17 protein-coding genes are annotated in these 17,180 nt (G+C 73.5%); 6 read left to right on the plus strand and 11 right to left on the minus strand.

Annotated features, from left to right (window positions below; all coding sequences use genetic code 11):
* Positions 1-712, minus strand: a 712-nt coding sequence (gene eccB, locus ACWDX9_RS46590) for a type VII secretion protein EccB (RefSeq protein ID WP_449966841.1), incomplete at its 3' end; no start/stop codon positions are given.
* Between the two features lie 151 nt (positions 713-863).
* Here eccB and ACWDX9_RS46595 point away from each other — a divergent pair.
* Together ACWDX9_RS46595 and ACWDX9_RS46600 are read left to right on the plus strand one after the other, a co-directional pair.
* Complete coding sequence (locus ACWDX9_RS46595; RefSeq protein ID WP_350733947.1) at positions 864-1,181, plus strand: hypothetical protein; 318 nt, start codon at positions 864-866, stop codon at positions 1,179-1,181.
* Positions 1,178-2,017 (plus strand): hypothetical protein, encoded by an 840-nt coding sequence (locus tag ACWDX9_RS46600; RefSeq protein WP_363966862.1) that lies wholly within the window; start codon positions 1,178-1,180, stop codon positions 2,015-2,017. Before ACWDX9_RS46595 ends, ACWDX9_RS46600 begins: the two co-directional genes overlap by 4 nt.
* Here the strand turns inward: ACWDX9_RS46600 and eccD are convergent.
* Positions 2,014-3,408, minus strand: coding sequence for a type VII secretion integral membrane protein EccD (gene eccD / locus ACWDX9_RS46605; protein ID WP_449966843.1), 1,395 nt, complete (start codon positions 3,406-3,408; stop codon positions 2,014-2,016). The genes ACWDX9_RS46600 and eccD overlap by 4 nt on opposite strands.
* A gap of 102 nt (positions 3,409-3,510) precedes the next feature.
* On the opposite strand from eccD, the gene eccCa reads away from it, so the two are divergent.
* Positions 3,511-7,506, plus strand: coding sequence for a type VII secretion protein EccCa (gene eccCa, locus ACWDX9_RS46610; RefSeq protein ID WP_449966846.1), 3,996 nt, complete (start codon positions 3,511-3,513; stop codon positions 7,504-7,506).
* Here eccCa and ACWDX9_RS46615 read toward each other — a convergent pair.
* The 8 genes from ACWDX9_RS46615 to mycP all read right to left on the minus strand — a co-directional run bounded on the left by ACWDX9_RS46615 (position 7,503) and on the right by mycP (position 12,441).
* Positions 7,503-7,931 (minus strand): YbaB/EbfC family nucleoid-associated protein, encoded by a 429-nt coding sequence (locus ACWDX9_RS46615; protein ID WP_449966848.1) that lies wholly within the window; start codon positions 7,929-7,931, stop codon positions 7,503-7,505. The two genes, eccCa and ACWDX9_RS46615, sit on opposite strands and share 4 nt — an antisense overlap.
* Positions 7,928-8,629, minus strand: coding sequence for a hypothetical protein (locus ACWDX9_RS46620; RefSeq protein ID WP_449966850.1), 702 nt, complete (start codon positions 8,627-8,629; stop codon positions 7,928-7,930). Before ACWDX9_RS46620 ends, ACWDX9_RS46615 begins: the two co-directional genes overlap by 4 nt.
* A gap of 2 nt (positions 8,630-8,631) precedes the next feature.
* Entirely contained in the window at positions 8,632-8,958 is a 327-nt protein-coding gene (locus ACWDX9_RS46625) for a hypothetical protein (protein ID WP_364254888.1), read from the minus strand.
* 4 nt (positions 8,959-8,962) lie between these two features.
* Positions 8,963-10,201, minus strand: coding sequence for a hypothetical protein (locus ACWDX9_RS46630; protein ID WP_449966854.1), 1,239 nt, complete (start codon positions 10,199-10,201; stop codon positions 8,963-8,965).
* 14 nt (positions 10,202-10,215) lie between these two features.
* A complete protein-coding gene (locus ACWDX9_RS46635) occupies positions 10,216-10,551 on the minus strand; it encodes a hypothetical protein (protein ID WP_449966857.1) in 336 nt (111 codons plus the stop codon).
* A gap of 5 nt (positions 10,552-10,556) precedes the next feature.
* Positions 10,557-10,856: a WXG100 family type VII secretion target gene (locus ACWDX9_RS46640; RefSeq protein WP_449966860.1), complete on the minus strand. Its 300-nt coding sequence runs from the start codon at positions 10,854-10,856 to the stop codon at positions 10,557-10,559.
* A 16-nt stretch (positions 10,857-10,872) separates the two neighbouring features.
* Entirely contained in the window at positions 10,873-11,196 is a 324-nt protein-coding gene (locus tag ACWDX9_RS46645) for a WXG100 family type VII secretion target (protein ID WP_192791395.1), read from the minus strand.
* A gap of 84 nt (positions 11,197-11,280) precedes the next feature.
* Complete coding sequence (mycP, locus tag ACWDX9_RS46650; RefSeq protein WP_449966862.1) at positions 11,281-12,441, minus strand: type VII secretion-associated serine protease mycosin; 1,161 nt, start codon at positions 12,439-12,441, stop codon at positions 11,281-11,283.
* 127 nt (positions 12,442-12,568) lie between these two features.
* Between mycP and ACWDX9_RS46655 the strand changes: the two genes are divergently transcribed.
* The 3 genes from ACWDX9_RS46655 to ACWDX9_RS46665 are packed head-to-tail and all read left to right on the plus strand — an operon-like array spanning position 12,569 to position 16,192.
* Positions 12,569-13,201 (plus strand): hypothetical protein, encoded by a 633-nt coding sequence (locus tag ACWDX9_RS46655; protein ID WP_363966874.1) that lies wholly within the window; start codon positions 12,569-12,571, stop codon positions 13,199-13,201.
* Positions 13,202-13,211: 10 nt separating this feature from the next.
* Complete coding sequence (locus ACWDX9_RS46660) at positions 13,212-14,408, plus strand: hypothetical protein (RefSeq protein ID WP_449966865.1); 1,197 nt, start codon at positions 13,212-13,214, stop codon at positions 14,406-14,408.
* Positions 14,405-16,192: a protein kinase domain-containing protein gene (locus tag ACWDX9_RS46665; protein ID WP_449966868.1), complete on the plus strand. Its 1,788-nt coding sequence runs from the start codon at positions 14,405-14,407 to the stop codon at positions 16,190-16,192. The genes ACWDX9_RS46660 and ACWDX9_RS46665 overlap by 4 nt, the downstream gene beginning before the upstream one ends.
* 6 nt (positions 16,193-16,198) lie before the next feature.
* On the opposite strand, the gene ACWDX9_RS46670 is transcribed toward ACWDX9_RS46665, so the two are convergent.
* Positions 16,199-17,180 (minus strand): transglutaminase domain-containing protein (locus ACWDX9_RS46670; RefSeq protein WP_449966871.1); only part of this gene is annotated, 982 nt, incomplete at its 5' end.

The following is a 17,180-nucleotide window of genomic DNA, read 5'->3' on the forward strand; positions in this document are numbered from 1 at the left end:
CGGCCAGGTCGGGCCCTTCGGGCAGCGCGTTCAGCCAGGCCACGGGCACGGCGGCGGGGACGGCCGAGGTGAGCCCGCGGGCGATGCCGGTGGGGACGCGCATGCGGGCGCCCCGCCAGATCGCCCACCGCTGGCCGCCCACGTCGACCAGCAGCGCGTTCCCCTCCGCGAGCGGCGTGCCGCCGAGGTCGCGCCCGGCGACCAGCGTCACGTACGGCTTGCGCCCGGTCGGTTCGGCGCGCTCCTGGACGCAGGCCGCCCAGGGGCCGCGGGCCAGGTTCGCGGGGCCGGGCAGCGAGTCGGGGGCCTCGGGGATGCCGATGAGGGCGCCGCGCTCGTACTTGGTCAGCGCCTCCCGTGCGACGACGCGCTCTTTGACGTCCTGGGAGGCGAGCACGAGGCGGGCGGAGGCGTAGTTGGCGACGGGGATGAGCCGGCGCTGCTCCTGGCTGTAGACGAACCTGGCGCCGGTCTCGCGCTCGATGATCAGCGTGCCGGGCTCCTCCAGCGCCTTCGTGCCGCCCGGGCGCAGCAGGCCGAAGACCGCGAAGCCGACGCAGAGCAGGACCGCGACCATGATGCCCGCGAGGAAGCCGATGTTCTGCCGGCGGAGCGGCCATTCGGGCTGGTTCGGCTGGGCCCGCAGGAGCGCCAGGCCGATGCGCTGAACGGTGAGGCGGTACGCCTGATAAAGGTCGCGCTGGCTGTGCAACTCCCGCCCCTTGGATCACATGACTCCACTACTTAACCCAATTTATCGGGATAAATAGGGAGAAGCTGTCTGGTTTCGTAATTGAGAATGATCAATGACCAGTGAATGACGTACCTGTCCCGCGCGCCCGGCACGTTACAGGCTGATGATCGTGAATCCGGATACGCGATATATCACCCCCGACGCGATCGGCGAGGTCCGGCGGGGCATCAGGGACGACCTCCTGCCGGTTTTCGACGAGGTGCGCCAGATCTTCGAGCAGAACCGCGCGGTCGGCTTCCCCGGCTGGGGGCCGCTGGGCGAGTGGACGGTCGGGGCACTGTACCGGTCCCTGATCGACTCGTTCGTCCGCGACACCGAGACGGCGCTCGCGGTGATGCGGAAGTGGGAGGGCGAGGACCTGGCCTTCGCCGAGCGCAACTGGCGCACCGCCGAGGACCTGATCGTCCAGCGGGTGAAGAAGCCGTGAGGCCCAGGGTGGCCGGGCGCGCCCGGGACGGCTCTCCCCTGCGCCTGTCGAAGAACCCGCCCGACCCCGAGGCCGTGCAGGGCATCCTGCGCAAGGCGGCCAGGATGGAGCCGTCGGTCGTGGTCGGCATGCTGGCCACCGTTCCCGCGGTCGCGAACGTGCCCGGCATCTGGGAGGCGGCCGCCAACCTCCAGGCGGGTGCGGGCGGGCGGCTCGACAAGGGCGCGAACAACTCGATGACCATGGTGATCAACAACTCGGGGCAGAACTGGGTCGCCGGGGACCAGAAGGAGTTCGCGAGCGCGGCCAACCGGCTGCGGGCCGAGCTCGACGCCTTCCGCACCAACGTGCAGTGGGTGGCCGGGCACGTGGACAGCATCGGTGACGGGTTCATGGTCTATTGGGGCGCGGCGGCCAAGATCGCGCAGGAGACGTACCTGCGGCTGGCCGCGCTGCAGGTCCTCGCGCTGGCGCCGCAGACCAGGCTGGCGGCCAGGATCGCCATGCGCAGGACGGGGGTCCAGGCGAGCGCGTCGCTGGCCGCCTCGACCGGCGCGCTGAAGCGCTTCCTCGGCTCGCTCGGGCTCAAGGACGTGCTGGGCGGCGTCGCGGCGGGCGTCGGCGGGACGGCGGCCGTGCAGCTGGCCTTCATGCGCCCGACCGGCGCCGCGGCGATCGACTTCGGCACGGGGGCCGTCGACCCCGCGAAGGCGGGGACGTTCGCCGCGCCTCCGCAGGGGCAGCCGCTCCCGCCCGGCACGGGGTCCTTCCAGTGGACGGTCAAGGCGCCGGGCGGCGACATGAGCCTCGAGGACGTGGTCAAGAGCCGTAGCTAGCTCACCAGCCCGCGGATGGTCTCGTACAGGTCCATCACGGCCAGCGCCAGCGGGATCAGGGCGATCATCAGCAGGATGTCGAAGATGTCGCCCACCCGGCCCCAGAAGGGGGACGGCCGCGCGGACGTCAGCCACAGCGCCGTCCCCACCACCGCCAGGGCGAGCACGACCAGCCCGGGGACGATCCCGTAGAGCACCACCCCGTCGGCCGCCGTGACCACCGCCGTGACCACCGCGGCCGCGGCGGGCAGGGCCACCCCCAGCAGGGCCGCGGTCAGCAGCCAGGCCCGCTGGCCGCGGCCCTCGAACACGCGGGCCCGCATGAGCAGCGACAGCGACAGCACGGCGCTCATGGCGAACGCGGCCCAGGTGCCCGCCACCGTCAGCAGCACCTGGGCGGCGAGCACGATCACCGCCACGCCGGCGATCAACCCCGTGCAGAAGCGGTCGGCCACCACGGTCTTGTCGATCACCAGCGCGCCGTCCAGGTCGCCGCTCTCGCGGCGCAGCTCCTCCGCCGTCGTCGGCAGCGCGGGCAGCGGCATGCCCGCCAGCCGGAACGACAGCGAGGGGATCGCCGTGGTCAGCCCCACCGCGAGGGCCGCGAGCACCGCCACCACCCCGGCCGCGGGCAGGTCGAAGGCCATGACCAGCCCGGACGCCAGCAGCCCGGACAGCGCGGCGGCGGCCACGCCGAGGAACGTGGGCAGCCCCTGGGCGACCGCGAACCCCGTCGCCGTGGCCAGCATCAGCACCACGCCGCAGGCCGACAGCAGGGTGTCCGGCTGGACGACGGCCGCCGAGGCCGGTCCGGTCAGGCCCGCGACGAACCCGTACGGCAGGGCCGCGTACCCGATCACCGCGCCCGCCCGCGCGTCGCCGAGGGCCCGCGACAGCGCCACGGCCACCAGCAGCAGGACCAGCGCGACGGCCCCCGCGACGAGGGCCGTGGGCAGCCAGGGCGGGCCGGTCGCCAGCAGCGCGGCGGCGCCCGCGCCGAGCAGGGTGGCGGCGGCGCGCAACCCGTAGGCCCTGGTCGTGGCGGGCTGCCAGCGGCCGGTGCGCTCCAGCACGCCGGTCGCCACCGCGTCGGCGACGTCGTCGAAGACGACCTCCGGCAGCTCGTGGCCGCGCGGCCGCAGGTGCAGCATCTCGCCGTCGTGCACGGCCAGCTCCGACAGCGTCGCGTTCACGTCGAACGGCGGGCCGGCCAGGCGCTGGAGCACCCAGCCGCCGTGGGCCAGGCCCGCCTCCGCGAGCCCTTCACCGGCGACGCGCAGCAGGGTAGGCAGCAGGTTGCCGAGCGGGATGTCCGGCGGCAGGCCCAGGTCCAGGAATCCACGCGGGGTCACGACGGTGACCCGGCACAGGTCGGTTCCGGTGGCGCTCACCCGGACGAGTGTATGGATCGGACACCGAACGCGACGGGCTTAATACGTACAGGAAATTTGAAATATCGCCTGTTTCGCTACGTCAGCGACTTGTATGGCGTCGTGAGCGGCAGCCTGATCGTGGTCCGCAGGCCCGAGCGGCGCCGGCCACCCGAACCTCCCGGCGGCGAGGTCCTGCTGGAGTCCCCGCCCGAGATCCCCGAGACGGTGACGGGCGGCGGGCTGACCCAGCTCCTGACGTACCTGCCGATGCTGGCGGGCGCCGGCGCGATGGCGCTGATGTTCACCGGCGGGTCCACGAACAACCCGATCATGCTGGTCTCCAGCGGCCTGTTCGCGGTCTCGATGATCGGCATGACCGTGGGCCAGATGATGCGCGGCGCGGGCGAGCGCAAGAGCCAGCTCAACGGCCAGCGCCGCGACTACTACCGCTACCTGGAGCAGGTCAGGAAGCGGGTCCGGGCCGCCGCCGCGCAGCAGCACAAGGTCATGACCTGGAGCCATCCGGACCCGGCCGCCCTGTGGTCGCTGGTGATGACCACCCGGCTGTGGGAGCGGCGGCCCCGCGACGACGACTTCGCCCAGATCAGGATCGCCACCTCGGCGCAGCGGCTGGCGCTGCCGCTGATCCCGCCGGAGACCAAGCCGATCGAGGACCTCGACCCGGTGACGGCTGGAGCGCTGCGGCGGTTCGTGCGCACGCACGCCACCGTTCCCGGGCTGCCGGTGGCGCTGGCGCTGCACTCGTTCGCCAGGATCGTGATCACGGGCGACCCGGCGGCGGCGCGCGGGCTCGTACGGGCCCTGCTGGCCCAGGCGGCGGCGCTGCACTCGCCGGAGGACCTGCGGATCTCGGTCTGCGCGGGCGCCGAAAGGGCCCGCGAGTGGGAGCCGGTCAAGTGGCTGCCGCACGCCCTGCACCCCACCGAGGAGGACGGCGCCGGGCCCGTGCGGCTGGTCTCGGGGGATCTGGGCGAGCTGGACGACCTGCTGGGGTTCGAGCTGAAGGACCGGCCGCGCTTCAGCAAAGGGCTTTCGCCGGACGCGCTGCCGTACCACGTGGTCGTCATGGACGGCGGCACCGTGCCCGCGGGCAGCCAGCTCGGCCTGGACGTCATCGAGGGCGTGACCGTGATCGACGTCGGCGGCGGCACCGCGCAGGTGCCCGCGCAGCTCACGCTGCGGCTGGAGGTCGGCGCGGACGAGGTGGTCCGGGTCGCCGAGGACGAGCTCGGCAAGGAGGTCCGGTCGGGTCTGGGGCGGCCGGACCGGCTCGACCCGCCCGCGTTCGCCGCCCTGGTCAGGCAGCTCGCGCCGATGCGGACCGGCTCGGGGGCCGGCGCGGAGGAGGTGCGGGACGTCTTCGCCACGAACACGACGCTCACCGAGCTGCTGCGGATCGGCGACGCGCGGCGGCTCGCGCCTGCCCAGACGTGGCAGCCCCGCCCGGTCAGGAACCGGCTGCGCGTCCCGATCGGCCTGGGCGCCGACGGGCGGCCCGTCGAGCTGGACATCAAGGAGGCCGCCCAGGGCGGCATGGGACCGCACGGGCTCGTGGTCGGCGCGACCGGCTCCGGGAAGTCGGAGCTGCTGCGCACGCTCGTGCTCTCGCTGGCGATCACGCACTCCTCCGAGACCCTGAACTTCGTGCTCGTCGACTTCAAGGGCGGCGCCACCTTCCTCGGGCTGGACACGCTGCCGCACGTCTCGGCGGTCATCACGAACCTGGAGGACGAGCTGCCGCTGGTGGACCGCATGCACGACGCGCTCCACGGCGAGCTGGTACGCCGCCAGGAGCTGCTGCGGGCGGCCGGCAACCACGCCTCGCTGCGGGACTACGAGCAGGCCCGCGAGCAGGGGGCGAACCTGCGGCCGCTGCCGACGCTGTTCATCGTGCTGGACGAGTTCAGCGAGCTGCTGTCGGCCAAGCCGGAGTTCATCGAGCTGTTCGTGATGATCGGGCGGCTCGGCCGGTCGCTGGGCGTGCACCTGCTGCTGGCCTCGCAGCGGCTGGAGTCGGGGCGGCTGCGCGGGCTCGACACGCACCTGTCGTACCGGATCGGCCTGCGGACGTTCTCGGCGGCCGAGAGCCGGGCCGTGCTGGGGGTGGCGGACGCGTACTCGCTGCCGCCCGAGCCGGGCAACGCCTACCTGATGTTCGAGACCACGGGCATGACGCGGTTCAAGGCGGCGTACGTGTCGGGGCCGTACCAGCTCGCATCGGCGCAGGGGCCGGCGGTGACGGCGCGCGCCGGGCACCGCGGGAAGATCGTCTGGTACGGGCCGGAGCGGGTGCCGATGCCGCCCGTCGAGCAGGCCCCGCCGGTGGTGGCGGAGCCCGGAAAGCAGGGCAGGAAGGACAGCCTGCTGGAGATCGTGGTGGGCCGGCTGGCCGGGCAGGGGCCCGCGGCGCACCGGATCTGGCTGCCGCCGCTCAAGGAGGCCGCCTCGCTCGACCAGCTGCTGCCGCCCGTCGAGACCTCGCCGGAGCACGGGCTGACGGCCGCGGGCACCGGCCAGGACCGGCCGGGGCGGCTGCACGCCGTGGCGGGGATCGTGGACAGCCCGTTCGACCAGCGGCGGGACCCGTACTGGCTGGACCTGTCAGGGGCGGCGGGCAACGTCGCGATCGTCGGCGCGCCGCAGACCGGCAAGAGCACGCTGCTGCGCACGCTGATCGCCTCGCTCGCGCTCACGCACACCCCCAAGGAGGTGCAGTTCTACTGCCTGGACTTCGGCGGGGGCACGCTGTCCTCGCTGACCGGGCTGCCGCACGTCGGCGGGGTGGCCAACCGGCTGGACGCCGACGCGGTGCGCAGGACGGTCGCCGAGGTCAAGACGCTGCTCGACCGGCGTGAACGGCTGTTCGTCGAGCGCGGGATCGACTCCATGGCCACCTACCGGAGGATGGTCGCCTCGGGCGCCTTCGAGGGTGACGGCTGGGGCGACGTGTTCATCGTGGTGGACGGCTGGGCGATCCTGCGCCAGGAGTACGAGCTGCTCGAACCCGACCTCGGCGACCTGGTGACCCGGGGCCTGGGGTTCGGCATCCACGTGATCGGCACCGCGAACCGGTGGATGGAGTTCAGGGCCGGGGTGCGCGACCTGCTCGGCACCCGGCTGGAGCTGCGGCTCGGCGACTCCTTCGACTCCGAGATCGACCGCAAGGCGGCCTCGAACGTGCCCGAGCGGGCCCCCGGGCGCGGGCTCACCCGCGAGGCCCTGCACTTCCTGGCCGCGCTGCCGCGCATCGACGGCCGCTCCACCGTGGACGACCTGGCCGACGGGGTCGCCGCCCTGGTCGAGGCCGCGGCGGCGGCCTGGCGCGGGCATCCGGCGCCGCCCGTGCGGCTGCTGCCCGCCCTGCTGCCCGCGCACACCCTGCCCGCTCCCCCGCAGGGCGGCACGCGCGTCCCGATCGGGATCGACGAGGCCGCGCTGGCGCCCGTCCTGCTGGACTTCGACGCCGACCCGCACTTCGTGGTGTTCGGCGACACGGAGAGCGGCAAGACCAACCTGCTGCGGGTGCTCGCCCGGGGCATCGCGACCGGGAAGACGCCGCTGGAGGCGCGCTTCATCGTCATCGACTACCGGCGCTCGCTGCTGGACGCGACCGACACCGAGCACCGGATCGGGTACGCGGCCTCCAGCGCCGCCGCCGCGGAGCTGCTCAAGGGCGTCCAGGAGGTGATGCAGACGCGGCTGCCCCCGCCGGACCTCACCTCGGAGCAGCTGCGGACGCGGAGCTGGTGGACCGGCCAGGACCTGTACGTCATCGTGGACGACTACGACCTCGTGGCGACCTCGGCCAACCCGCTGTCCGTGCTCGGCGAGCTGCTGCCGCAGGCCAGGGACATCGGGCTGCACCTGGTCCTGGCGCGCGCCATGGGCGGGGCCGGGCGGAGCATGCTGGACCCCATCGTGCGGCGGCTGAAGGAGATGAACTCGCCCGCCGTGATGCTGTCGGGTCCCCGCGACGAGGGCCAGCTGTTCGGAAACGTGCGCCCGCGCCAGCTCCCGCCCGGGCGCGGGCTCTACGTGGACCGGCGGTCGGGCGAGAAGCTCGTCCAGACCGCCTACCTCGACCCCGGTCTTTAACGGTCCAGGTCGCGCTCGATGCGGCCCAGCTCGGCCACCGCCTGGTCCATGGCCTGCTCGTACGCCTCCCGTGCCTCCCGCATGCGCAGGTCCGCAGGGTTGTTCTCGGCGGCCAGGTCCAGCGGGCCCTCCCCCAGGACGTCCCCGAGGAGCTCGGTCGATCTGGCCTGCATGTCGGACAGGGCGTCGGCGATCAGCACCAGGATCGTCTCGGCGAGGCGCTGCGAGCCCGAGCGCATGGCCCTCGGGTCGATGTCCAGCCCGGTGACGCCCTGCGCCGAGCACTCGACCCTTACCAGTTTGTCCGGGTCCTGCGCGGACCCCTTGACGGCGAGAACCTGCTCGTAGAGGTCGTCCAGCCCGCCCGCGGGCCGCTGGGCCTCGGCGATCAGCCGGTCCATGGCACTCTCGTCGAACGCCGTCATGCCTTCACCCCCGGAGTCGGAGCCTCGAGTTTCGTACCGCTGAACTGGTCGGCGACCGCCGACTGTCCCACCATCCCGGCCGTGACGGCCGCGGCGCCGCCCACGAGCGCCTGCTTGGCGGGCGACATCTGCACCAGCTTCTGCGCCACCTTGCCCAGCACACCCTTGCCGCCCTCCGCGAACGCCCGCGCCCTGGCGGCGATCGCGCCGGCCTGGTGGTCCGCCCGGCGGCCGAAGCCGGTGGCGGCCACCTCCGAGGCGACCCTCGTGAACGCGTTCATCTGGGCGACCTTGTGCATCACCCCGGCGGTGAGGATGCTCGCGCCGGTGAGGAAGACGGCCTTGCCGAGGACGTCGTACACGCCGGCCGTGAGGCGCAGGGTGTCGGCCGAGGCCTTGGGCGAGGCGGACTTGTCGGCGGCGTCGTCGGAGTACCGCTGCACGGTGCCCTTGTAGAGCTCGGCGCTGGGGGCGGTCCACTCGACGTTCCTGACGGAGCCGTCCACGAGGTTCGGGTGCGCCCGCAGGGCCCCGGCCAGCTCCTCCCACACCTCGGCCGCCGCCCGTTGCTGGGCGGTGTCGCCGTACATGAGGGGCAGGACCAGGGTGGCATAACGGGCGCGGTTCCAGCCGAGGAGCAGGGAGCCGGTCACGGCCATCGCCGAGCCCTCGATGACGGACCACGGTTGTTCGATCATGTTCACGTCCTGGTGATGTCGGCGGCCGTCCGGCCGGCGTTGCCGTCGCCGTCCACGTAGGTGTTGGCCGTGCCGTATGCCTTGTCGTGGATGCCGGACACCTCGGCCCGCTTGGCCGTCAGATACGTCAGCGCGGCCCGCTTGACGTCGTCGAACGCCTGCCCCAGCGAGCCGCCGAGCAGCCCGAACGCGCCGTAGGCGCCGGCGGAGAGATCGACGTGCCCGATGGCCGAGGACATCCGTTCCAGGTCCCGCATGGGGGCGGCGGCCATGTTGCGGCCCATCTCGCGGATGGAGTCGGCCTGCGTCGCCACGAAGTCGCCGGACATGGCCTCACCCCACCACCGGCGGGCCGTGCACGACCTCGGGGCGGAAGAAGTCGTCGTCGGCGTTCTTCGCCGCGGTCGACCTGCGGGCGTTCTGCCCGCCGTCCCCGGAGCCGCCCATGGGCAGGAACGGCACGCCGCCGGCGGCCGTCGCGCCGGGCTCGGCCCCTGCCACGGGCGATCTGGCCGGGGGCCATGAGCCGTCCACGACCGGCACGCTGCCCGGCCGCACCGACGGCCCGGACGGCTCCTGAGCGGCACTCGTACCCGGATCGGTGGGACGGCCCTGGTACGGGTCCGCCGGACGATTCGTCCCGGGGCGGCCCGGGTTGACCGGGTTGACCGGGTTGACCGGGTTGACCGGTGGCCTCGTGGTCCCGGCCGGAATGGTCCCTGTCGAGCGGGGGTCGCGTCCGGCCGGGGTGGGGGCCGTACCGGGTGACGGCGGCAGCCCGGCGGGTTGCCCGCCTCCCACGGCGGGCGGCACGCCCGGCCAGTTCGCCAGGGAGGTGGGCGGTGACGCCCCCGCGGGCGCACCCGGTACCGCAGCTTGACCGGGTAGCGGGCCCGCGGGAGTCAGTGGGTGGCCGGGCGTGCCGGCCAGATCGGTGCGGGACCGCACCGGCACCGTGCTCTCGAACGGCAGGTCGCCGCTCCGCGCCGGCACCGAGGCGGGGCCGACCGGCGGCGGCAGGTAGGGGGCCGGCGAGGCCAGCTCCGGGTCCCACGCCAGGGCGTCCGGCAGGGCCGTGTACGCCCGCTGGTAGACGCCGTTGAGCTGCTGCATGAAGGCCCGCGCGTCCGCGTCCGGATCGTTGAGCGGCTCCATCGACCCGGCGCCCATGCCGCTCGCCTCCACCCAGTACTCCTGCTGCTCCGTGGCCTTGTCGAAGCGCTCCTTGGCCGAGGCCAGCTCGCGACCCACCGTCTCCAGCCCGGGCGGGACGCCGTCCACACCGTTGCGCAGCGACTGCAGGTACGCCTGGAGCCGGTTCATGCGCGTGAGCATGGCCCTGGCGGACTCCCCGCCCCAGTTCCCGTCGGCCACCAGCCGCGCCGCGCTGTCACCCAGCGCCGCGATCGTGTCGGTGAGCAGCTGGGACGTCTTCTTGTACGCGTCCACGACCGGCGCGAACTCCTCCGGCCCGGTCCCCATCACCAGCCGCCGGATCTCCTCGCGCCCGCCGTACGCGTTGACGTTCCCGCCCTGCAGGCAGCCGTGCTTGATCGGTTGTGGTTGCGGCAACGGGTCCCCTCACATCACGTACGCGGCACCGCGCCCGCGGCCCGCTGGTCGGCGTCCCGCACGGTGTTCGCGGTGGCGGCCAGGTCGTCGACGATCCGCTGGACCTGCTCCATGACAAACTGCAGCGAATCGCCCGTCGCCACCCGGGCCCTGCGCACGGTCTCGCCGTACCCCTGAGCGATGTCCCAGCTCCCCGGGGCGGCCGGCGACAGGTCCGGCACCTGGTACGCAGCCGCGCGCAACCGGGGCAGCAGGCTGTCGCCGAGCTTGCCCGCCACGTCGATGAGGGCCTCCGGCTCGCACCTCGCCGTGTCGCCCGCGGTGGCCGGGTCGATGAGAGGCTGATCCACCGGCCTCAGGTGCCCCAGCGGCGGATGTTGGTGGCCTCCGCGTCGCGCATGATCTCCGTGGCGTCGTGCAGGGCGGGGCCGAAGCGCTGCATGGTGTCACCCATGGCCACGACCGCGTTGTTCCACTGCTCCTTGGCCGTCCGGTAGACCTCCTTGGCGGAGCCGTCCCAGGTCTCCAGGACCTTGAGGTCGTCTTCGAGGTCGGCCAGTTCGCCGACCAGATTGGCGTAGGCCCGGCCCAGCTCCGACGCGATCTCGTCCATCTCGTCGAAATTGGCGAGGATGATGTCTCCGCCACCCGTCATGGTGATTCTCCGTTCGTCAGAGCTGGCCGCCGCCGAGCGCGGCCTTGAGCCTGGTGGCGACCTCGCTGGCCTGGGTGTTCGCCTCGGTGTACGTGATGCCCGAGCTCTTGAGGTTCTCCGCGATCGTGTGCAGAGCGTCGATGACCTTCTTGAACTGCGGGTTCCACTCGTCGAGGACCTGGCGGTAGACGTTCGCGGACTCGCCTTGCCAGGCGGCGCCGAGCGTCGCGGGAATCTGGGTGAGCCTGTTGTGAATCTGCGTGATGTTCTGGTGTGCGATGAGCGCGCGTTCTGCCGCGCTGTGCTGGCTGCCCTCTTGATAACGTGTCGGCTCTGCCACGTGCACCTCTCGGATCTCGTGAACCCGAATTCGACCGGGTTTTCCGTACTGTGGATCAAAGTAAATGGGTCAAAGCGGGCAGGGCTACGATTTCAAGTTTCCTGTAAATGTCGTGGCCCCTCCGGCCCGCCAGCCCCTGCGACGGGCCCTGGGCAGCGTCAACGCCAGGAACACCACCAGCGCGGTGGCCCCCACCGCCCCCGCCGTGATCGCCACCGCGAGGCCGCGCGTGCGCGGGTCCGGCACCGGGGCCCTGGCCAGCACGATCGGCGGCGCGGCGGGCGCGCGCTCCTCGGCGTCGGGCTGCACCGAGGTGACCGCGAGCAGCGGGTTGACCAGCCCGGCCCCGGTGCCGGCCGCGCCGCCGCCGTCCGCCGTGCGTTCCAGCCGGCGCTTGACCTGCCAGTGGTCGAGTTCGGGGTGCCGGGCCCTGACCAGGGCGGCGACGCCCGCCACGAAGGGGGCGGCGAAGCTGGTGCCGTCCAGTTCCGTACGGTAGCCACCGCCGGTCCACGCGCTCGTGATCCCGGCTCCGGGGGCGGTCACCGAGATGCGGGTCACGCTGTTGGAGAACTCCGACTTGCCGCCGTCCGGCGAGGCCGAGCCGACCGCGATCACTCCGGGATACTCGGCCGGGTACGCGGGCGTGACCACGCCGTCGTCCTGCCGCACGTTGCCCGCGGCCGCCACGATCACCGCGTCCTTGGCCTGCGCGTACGCCACCGCGGCCTTCAGCGCGGGATGGTCGTGGGCCTGCACGGACACGTTGATCACGTCCGCGCCCAGCTCCGCGGCCCGCCTGATGCCCTGGGCCAGCCGGGACACGTCGCCCGAGCTCCCCTCGGTCTGCTTGATCGACAGGATCCGGGCGGCCGGCGCGACGCCTATGACGGGCACGCCGCGCGCGGTGAGGTCCCGGCCCGCGATGATCCCGGCCACCGCCGTGCCGTGCCCGACGCAGTCGCGCAGGTCCGTGCCCGTGAGATCGACCTGGGCGGCGACGGCGGCGGCGAGCTGGGGATGCGTGGCGTCCACGCCGCTGTCCACGACGGCGACGGTCACCCCTTCGCCCTTGGTGAAGCGCCACACCCGCTCGAACCTCAGCCTCTCCTGCGGCCACGGCTTCCCGGTGACCTCCGCCACGCCGGGCTGGGGATCACACGTGACCGCGCGCGAGGGTGCGGGGGTGGGGGTGAGCGTCAGCACCAGGCCGATGGCCGCGGCGCCGTACCAGGAGAAAGGCACGGTTAGGCAGTCTGCCGACATTTCCGATTTGGGGCTGGTCTCTTAGAAATATCTTGAAATGACGCGCCGCCGGGTGGAGCCCGAGATAGGCAGGTGCCGGTACGTCCTTCGACCGCGGAGAGGAAGCATGTCGACACCTGAGGCCGAGGGAGGCGACGCGCACGGCACCCCCAGGCCGGGCCTCGGCCTGTCGGTATACCAGCGGCCGCAGATCAACCAGACCTACGAAGGCGGTTTCAGCGGCACCGAGTACGACTTCGACCCGGACAACATCGAGGAGTCGTACGCCGACCACATCCACTTCCACCGCAACGGCGACTATCCTCCCGAGGCGCCCCGGACGCCGACGGACGCCGACCGCGAGGCCCTGCTCGCCCGCAACCCGGTCGACCCGGGGACGGCGAAGAAGGAGATGTTCATCAAGGTCGGCGAGTACGAGGACCCGGCCACCGGCAGGCCGCTCCCGTCGTCGCCCGTGGAGCAGCTCCGCCAGGACCTCAAGCGCCTGCAGGGCGAGGTGGGCGGCCAGAGCCTCAAGGTCCGGCTCACCCTCGCCGGGCTGTCGGACCGCGACCTCGGCAGCTGGCAGGCCGCCGCCGACATGAAGGCGACCACCGACAAGGCGCAGAGCACGCTGGACGCCGCCATCAACCGGGTCTACTCGGTGTACGCGGCCGTGGTGCAGGCGCTCGACGACACCGTCAAGACCGCCAAGGGCGCCGACCAGTCCATCGCGGGCGGCCTGCGCACGCGTACCTGACGGGGGACGAATGACCGACTACTGGACGGACGCGCTCAAGGACACCCGGGCGCCGCAGATCGACGACATCGCACCGACCGGCAACGGCGACTCCGACAGCAGCGACGGCGTCGCCGCCCTGATCCAGGGCACCAACCCGGGCCGCGTCGCCGACGCGGGCAAGCGGTACAAGGAGATCGCCGAGATGTGCGCCGAGTCCGTGGAGCTCCTGCACAACCAGGCCGGGCGCATCGCGGAGACCCTGGGCGGCGAGTCCCTGCAGAAGATCTTCGAGACCGTCGGCGAGCTGCAGCGCGACCTCGCCCGCATCAGCATCGCCGCCGATTCGGTCGGCACGCCCCTGGAGTGGTACGGCGCCCAGGTGCTCCCCTGGTTCCACAACAACGTGCCGCGGACGGGCAGCGTCGGCCTCGACGACGACATCGGCGACGCCTTCGGCAGCGACACCAACGGCCACGCGCTCGCCCGCCATCACCTGCGGCAGCTCAACAGGTTCATGGGAGACGTGTACGGGGCCATCGCGGGCTACGTGGAGCAGCGGTCCACGGCCCCGCAGGCGGGGATGACCGACCCGTCCCTCCCGCTCGGTCCCGGGCTGCCGAGCGGCCTGACCGGCGACCCGTACAAGGGCTCCAGCCTGGGCTCCCCGTACGGGACCCCCGGTCTCGGCCTGCCGGGCACCCCGTCCGGCCCCGACACCCCCGGCCTCCAGAACCCGTCACTCCAGGACCCGTCCCTGAAGGATCCGTCCCTCCAGGACCCCTCTCTGAAGGACCCGTCGCTCAAGGACCCGTCACTGCAGGACCCTTCGCTGAAGGACCCCTCGCTCCAGACCCCGCAGACCCCGGACCTGAAGAACCCCGAGCTCAACACCCCCCAACTGCCCCAGACGCCCAGGACGGACCTGGCGAGCCAGCCGCCCCAGACGAACCTGCCGCAGACGAACCTGCCGCCCGGCACACCCACCAGCGGCGGCCCCAGCACTTTGCCGGGCAGCGTCCCGGCCACGCAGCTCAGCGGCTCGGGGTCGCCCGCGGGCGGCGCGGGCCGGCTGGGCGCCACCGGCATGGGGATGGGCATGATGCCGCCGATGATGGGCGGCGGCCAGAACGGGACCGAGCGGGACCGCGACCGGGCCAGGTTCCCGCTGGTGGAGGACGAGGCGTTCGAGACCGATGACATGGGCGGCCCGTCCGTGATCGCATGACGGTGACGACCGAGCGGGTCCGCGGCTACCGGCTGCTGGAACGGGCCGGCCAGGACGGCCCGTGGACCGCGCACCTCGCGCAATCCGCGGCCACGGGGGCGGAGGTGCTGGTCAAGACGCTCGCGTGCCATCGGACGGACCGGCGGGCGCTGAAGCGGATCGTCCGCGGCTTCGGCTTCCCCGAAGCGCTGGCGGCCCACGAGGGCGTGATCCCGGTGCTGGAGGTGGGGGCCACCGGCGACGGGCGGCCGTACCTCGTGACGCCGCCCCACGGCGGTCTCACGCTCGCCGAGCGGCCGGGGCGGAGCCTGCCGATGCCGCTCGACGAGGCGCTGGGGCTGCTGCGGTCGGTGGCCGACGCGCTCGCCGCCACGCACGCGGCCGGAGGCGTGCACGGCCGGGTCACGCCCGAGAACGTCATCGTGGCCGGTCGCGGGGTGGCGCTCACGGGGTTCGGCATGTCCGCGCTGATGTCGATCGTGGAGCTGCCCGACGGCACGCTCCCGTCGGTGCACGCGGCGCCGGAGGAGTTGGAGGGCCACCCGCCCGTGCCCGCCTCCGACGTGTACGCGCTCGGGTCGATGGTGTACGGGCTGCTGGCGGGCCGGCCCGCGTTCCCGCTGGACGGGGCGGGGGGCACGGCCAAGTTCGTGCTCGGGGTGCTGACGGAGGCGCCGCCGCCGCTCCCGCCGGGGGTGCCGCCGGACCTGGCCGAGACCCTGCTGAAGGCGATGGCCAAGACCCCGGACGCCCGCCCGGCCGCCACCGACCTGGCCACCGTCGCCTCCCAGCTCCTGACCACCCACCCGCCCGCCGCAGGCCCGGCCCAACCACCGACCACCCGTCTCCCCCTCGGGGACCCGGCCCAACCACCGACCGCCCGCCTCCCCCTCGGGGACCCGGGCCAGCCCCCGACGGCCCACCTGCCCCTCGGCGATGCGGGCCAGCCCCTCACCGCGCGTCTCCCCTCCCCCTCGCCATCGCTTGAGGACTCGGGAGCGGCGGCGCGGTCGGGCCCCCGTGAGCTGGTCTGGACGGTGGATCCCGACCGTTCCCAGGTCAGGCCGCCCGCCGGCCCCCAGCCCTTCTCCCAGCCTCCCCCCGAGGTCTCCGCACCCCACGCCCCCGCCACCGCGCCGGACCGCCGCAGCCGGGTCCCGCTGCTGGTCACCACCGCGTCGGCGCTGGCCGTGCTGGTGGGCGTGGGCAGCGTGGCACTGGCGATGAACGGCCGGCCAGGCGCACCGCAACCCGCCGGCGCGACGGCCGCCGCCCTCGACCCCGCGACCCCCGGCACGCCACCCCAGGCCGACCAGCAACCAACGGACCAGCCGGCGGACCAGCCGACCGGCCGGCGGACGCCACCGAGCGAGCCGCGACCGCAGACGAGCAGGCCGTCCGAGCCACCCGCGCGCCGCCAGACCGTCGATCCCGCCGCGGTGGCCGCGTACCGTCCCAAGAGCCTCAAGGTCGTGTCCGACAACGGCGCCACCGTGACACTCGCCTGGAAGGCGGTGCGCAAGAGCGGCTATCCCGTGGTGATCCAGCAGGCCCCCGGCAACCGGCTGGTGCCGGCGGCGAGCGGCAGCAACACCTACACCCTGGGCGGCCTCGACCCGGTCACGGGCTACTGCTTCAAGGTCGGCGCCGTGGTCGCCATCGGCCAGCCCTCGTCCGTGGCGTGGTCCTCGGCCCTGTGCATCCGCGGCGCCGCGGAGACGAACCAGGACGACCAGGTCCAGCCCCCGATCGTGCTCCCCCTGGCCACCCCGCCACCCTCCTGAGACCGGCTACCCCACCAGGGATCGCGGCGACAGGCGGTGCGCGAGCCTGCTCGCGAGGCCGACCTTCCGCCGCACCAGCGCGTCCACGCCGCCGAAGTGGCGCCAGGCGAGGTCGGCGTCCGCCTGGTCCACGGGCGCTCCCCCGAACGTCGCCAGGTTGGCCAGGTCGGCGAGCGTCGTGAGCGGCTCGCGCGCGGCAGGACCCAGGACGGACTCGGCCAGAGACGCCACCTCGCCGGCCGTCAGCGCGTCCGAGCGCACAGGGATCCCGGCCACGCGCAGCCTGGCCACCGTCTGCCGCCACGCCCCCACCACCCGGGCGGCGGGCGCGGCGGCCCGGCGGCGGCGCATCCGCCTCAGCGGCGGCACGACGAGCACGGCCAGGAGATACACCAGGAGCGCGGCGGCGGGCACGGCCGCCCAGACGAGCGGGCCCGCGGAGCCGCCGGGACGCGGCGTCGGGGTCGGGGTGGCCCGGTTGGCGGCCGTGGGGGTCGGTTTGGGCTCGGAGGAGTCGCTGTTGATCGCCTGCTCGATCTCCCGCGCCTGCTTCGGCGCGCCCTCGGCCACGTCACCGCCCCCTCCCGAGCGCGTACGCGACGGCGTCGGGTAGAACGGCACCCACCCGATCCCCTCGAACTCGACCTCGGCCCAGGCCAGCACGTCCCCACCCCGCACCTGCCGCACCCCGCCGGCGCCGGCGCCAGGGCCGGAGCCCGTTCCCGGGCGGAAGCCCACGACGATCCGGCTCGGCAGCCCGATCGCGCGGGCCAGCAGCGCGAACGAGGCGGCGAACTGCTCCGTCGTCCCCCTGCGCGACTCCGTCAGGAAGAACTCGATGCTGCGGTAGCCGTGCCCGGGCGGCGCGTTGACGTCGTTCACCGCGTGCTTGCGCAGGTAGGCCGCCAGCCGGGCGGCGCGCTGCGTGGGGCTCTGCGCCCCGGCCGTGGCGCGGCGGGCGATGGCGAGTAGGCGGGCCCGCTGCGCC

It is taken from the genome of Nonomuraea sp. NPDC003201 (assembly GCF_053590415.1).

What these genes read in the sequence shown, in the direction of transcription:
- ACWDX9_RS46640 (WP_449966860.1), bottom strand. Translation starts at nt 10,856, where the DNA reads ATGACGGGTGGCGGAGACATCATCCTCGCCAATTTCGACGAGATGGAC.
- ACWDX9_RS46655 (WP_363966874.1), top strand. Translation starts at nt 12,569, where the DNA reads ATGTCGACACCTGAGGCCGAGGGAGGCGACGCGCACGGCACCCCCAGG.
- ACWDX9_RS46660 (WP_449966865.1), top strand. Translation starts at nt 13,212, where the DNA reads ATGACCGACTACTGGACGGACGCGCTCAAGGACACCCGGGCGCCGCAG.
- ACWDX9_RS46620 (WP_449966850.1), bottom strand. Translation starts at nt 8,629, where the DNA reads ATGATCGAACAACCGTGGTCCGTCATCGAGGGCTCGGCGATGGCCGTG.
- ACWDX9_RS46615 (WP_449966848.1), bottom strand. Translation starts at nt 7,931, where the DNA reads ATGACGGCGTTCGACGAGAGTGCCATGGACCGGCTGATCGCCGAGGCC.
- ACWDX9_RS46665 (WP_449966868.1), top strand. Translation starts at nt 14,405, where the DNA reads ATGACGGTGACGACCGAGCGGGTCCGCGGCTACCGGCTGCTGGAACGG.
- ACWDX9_RS46625 (WP_364254888.1), bottom strand. Translation starts at nt 8,958, where the DNA reads ATGTCCGGCGACTTCGTGGCGACGCAGGCCGACTCCATCCGCGAGATG.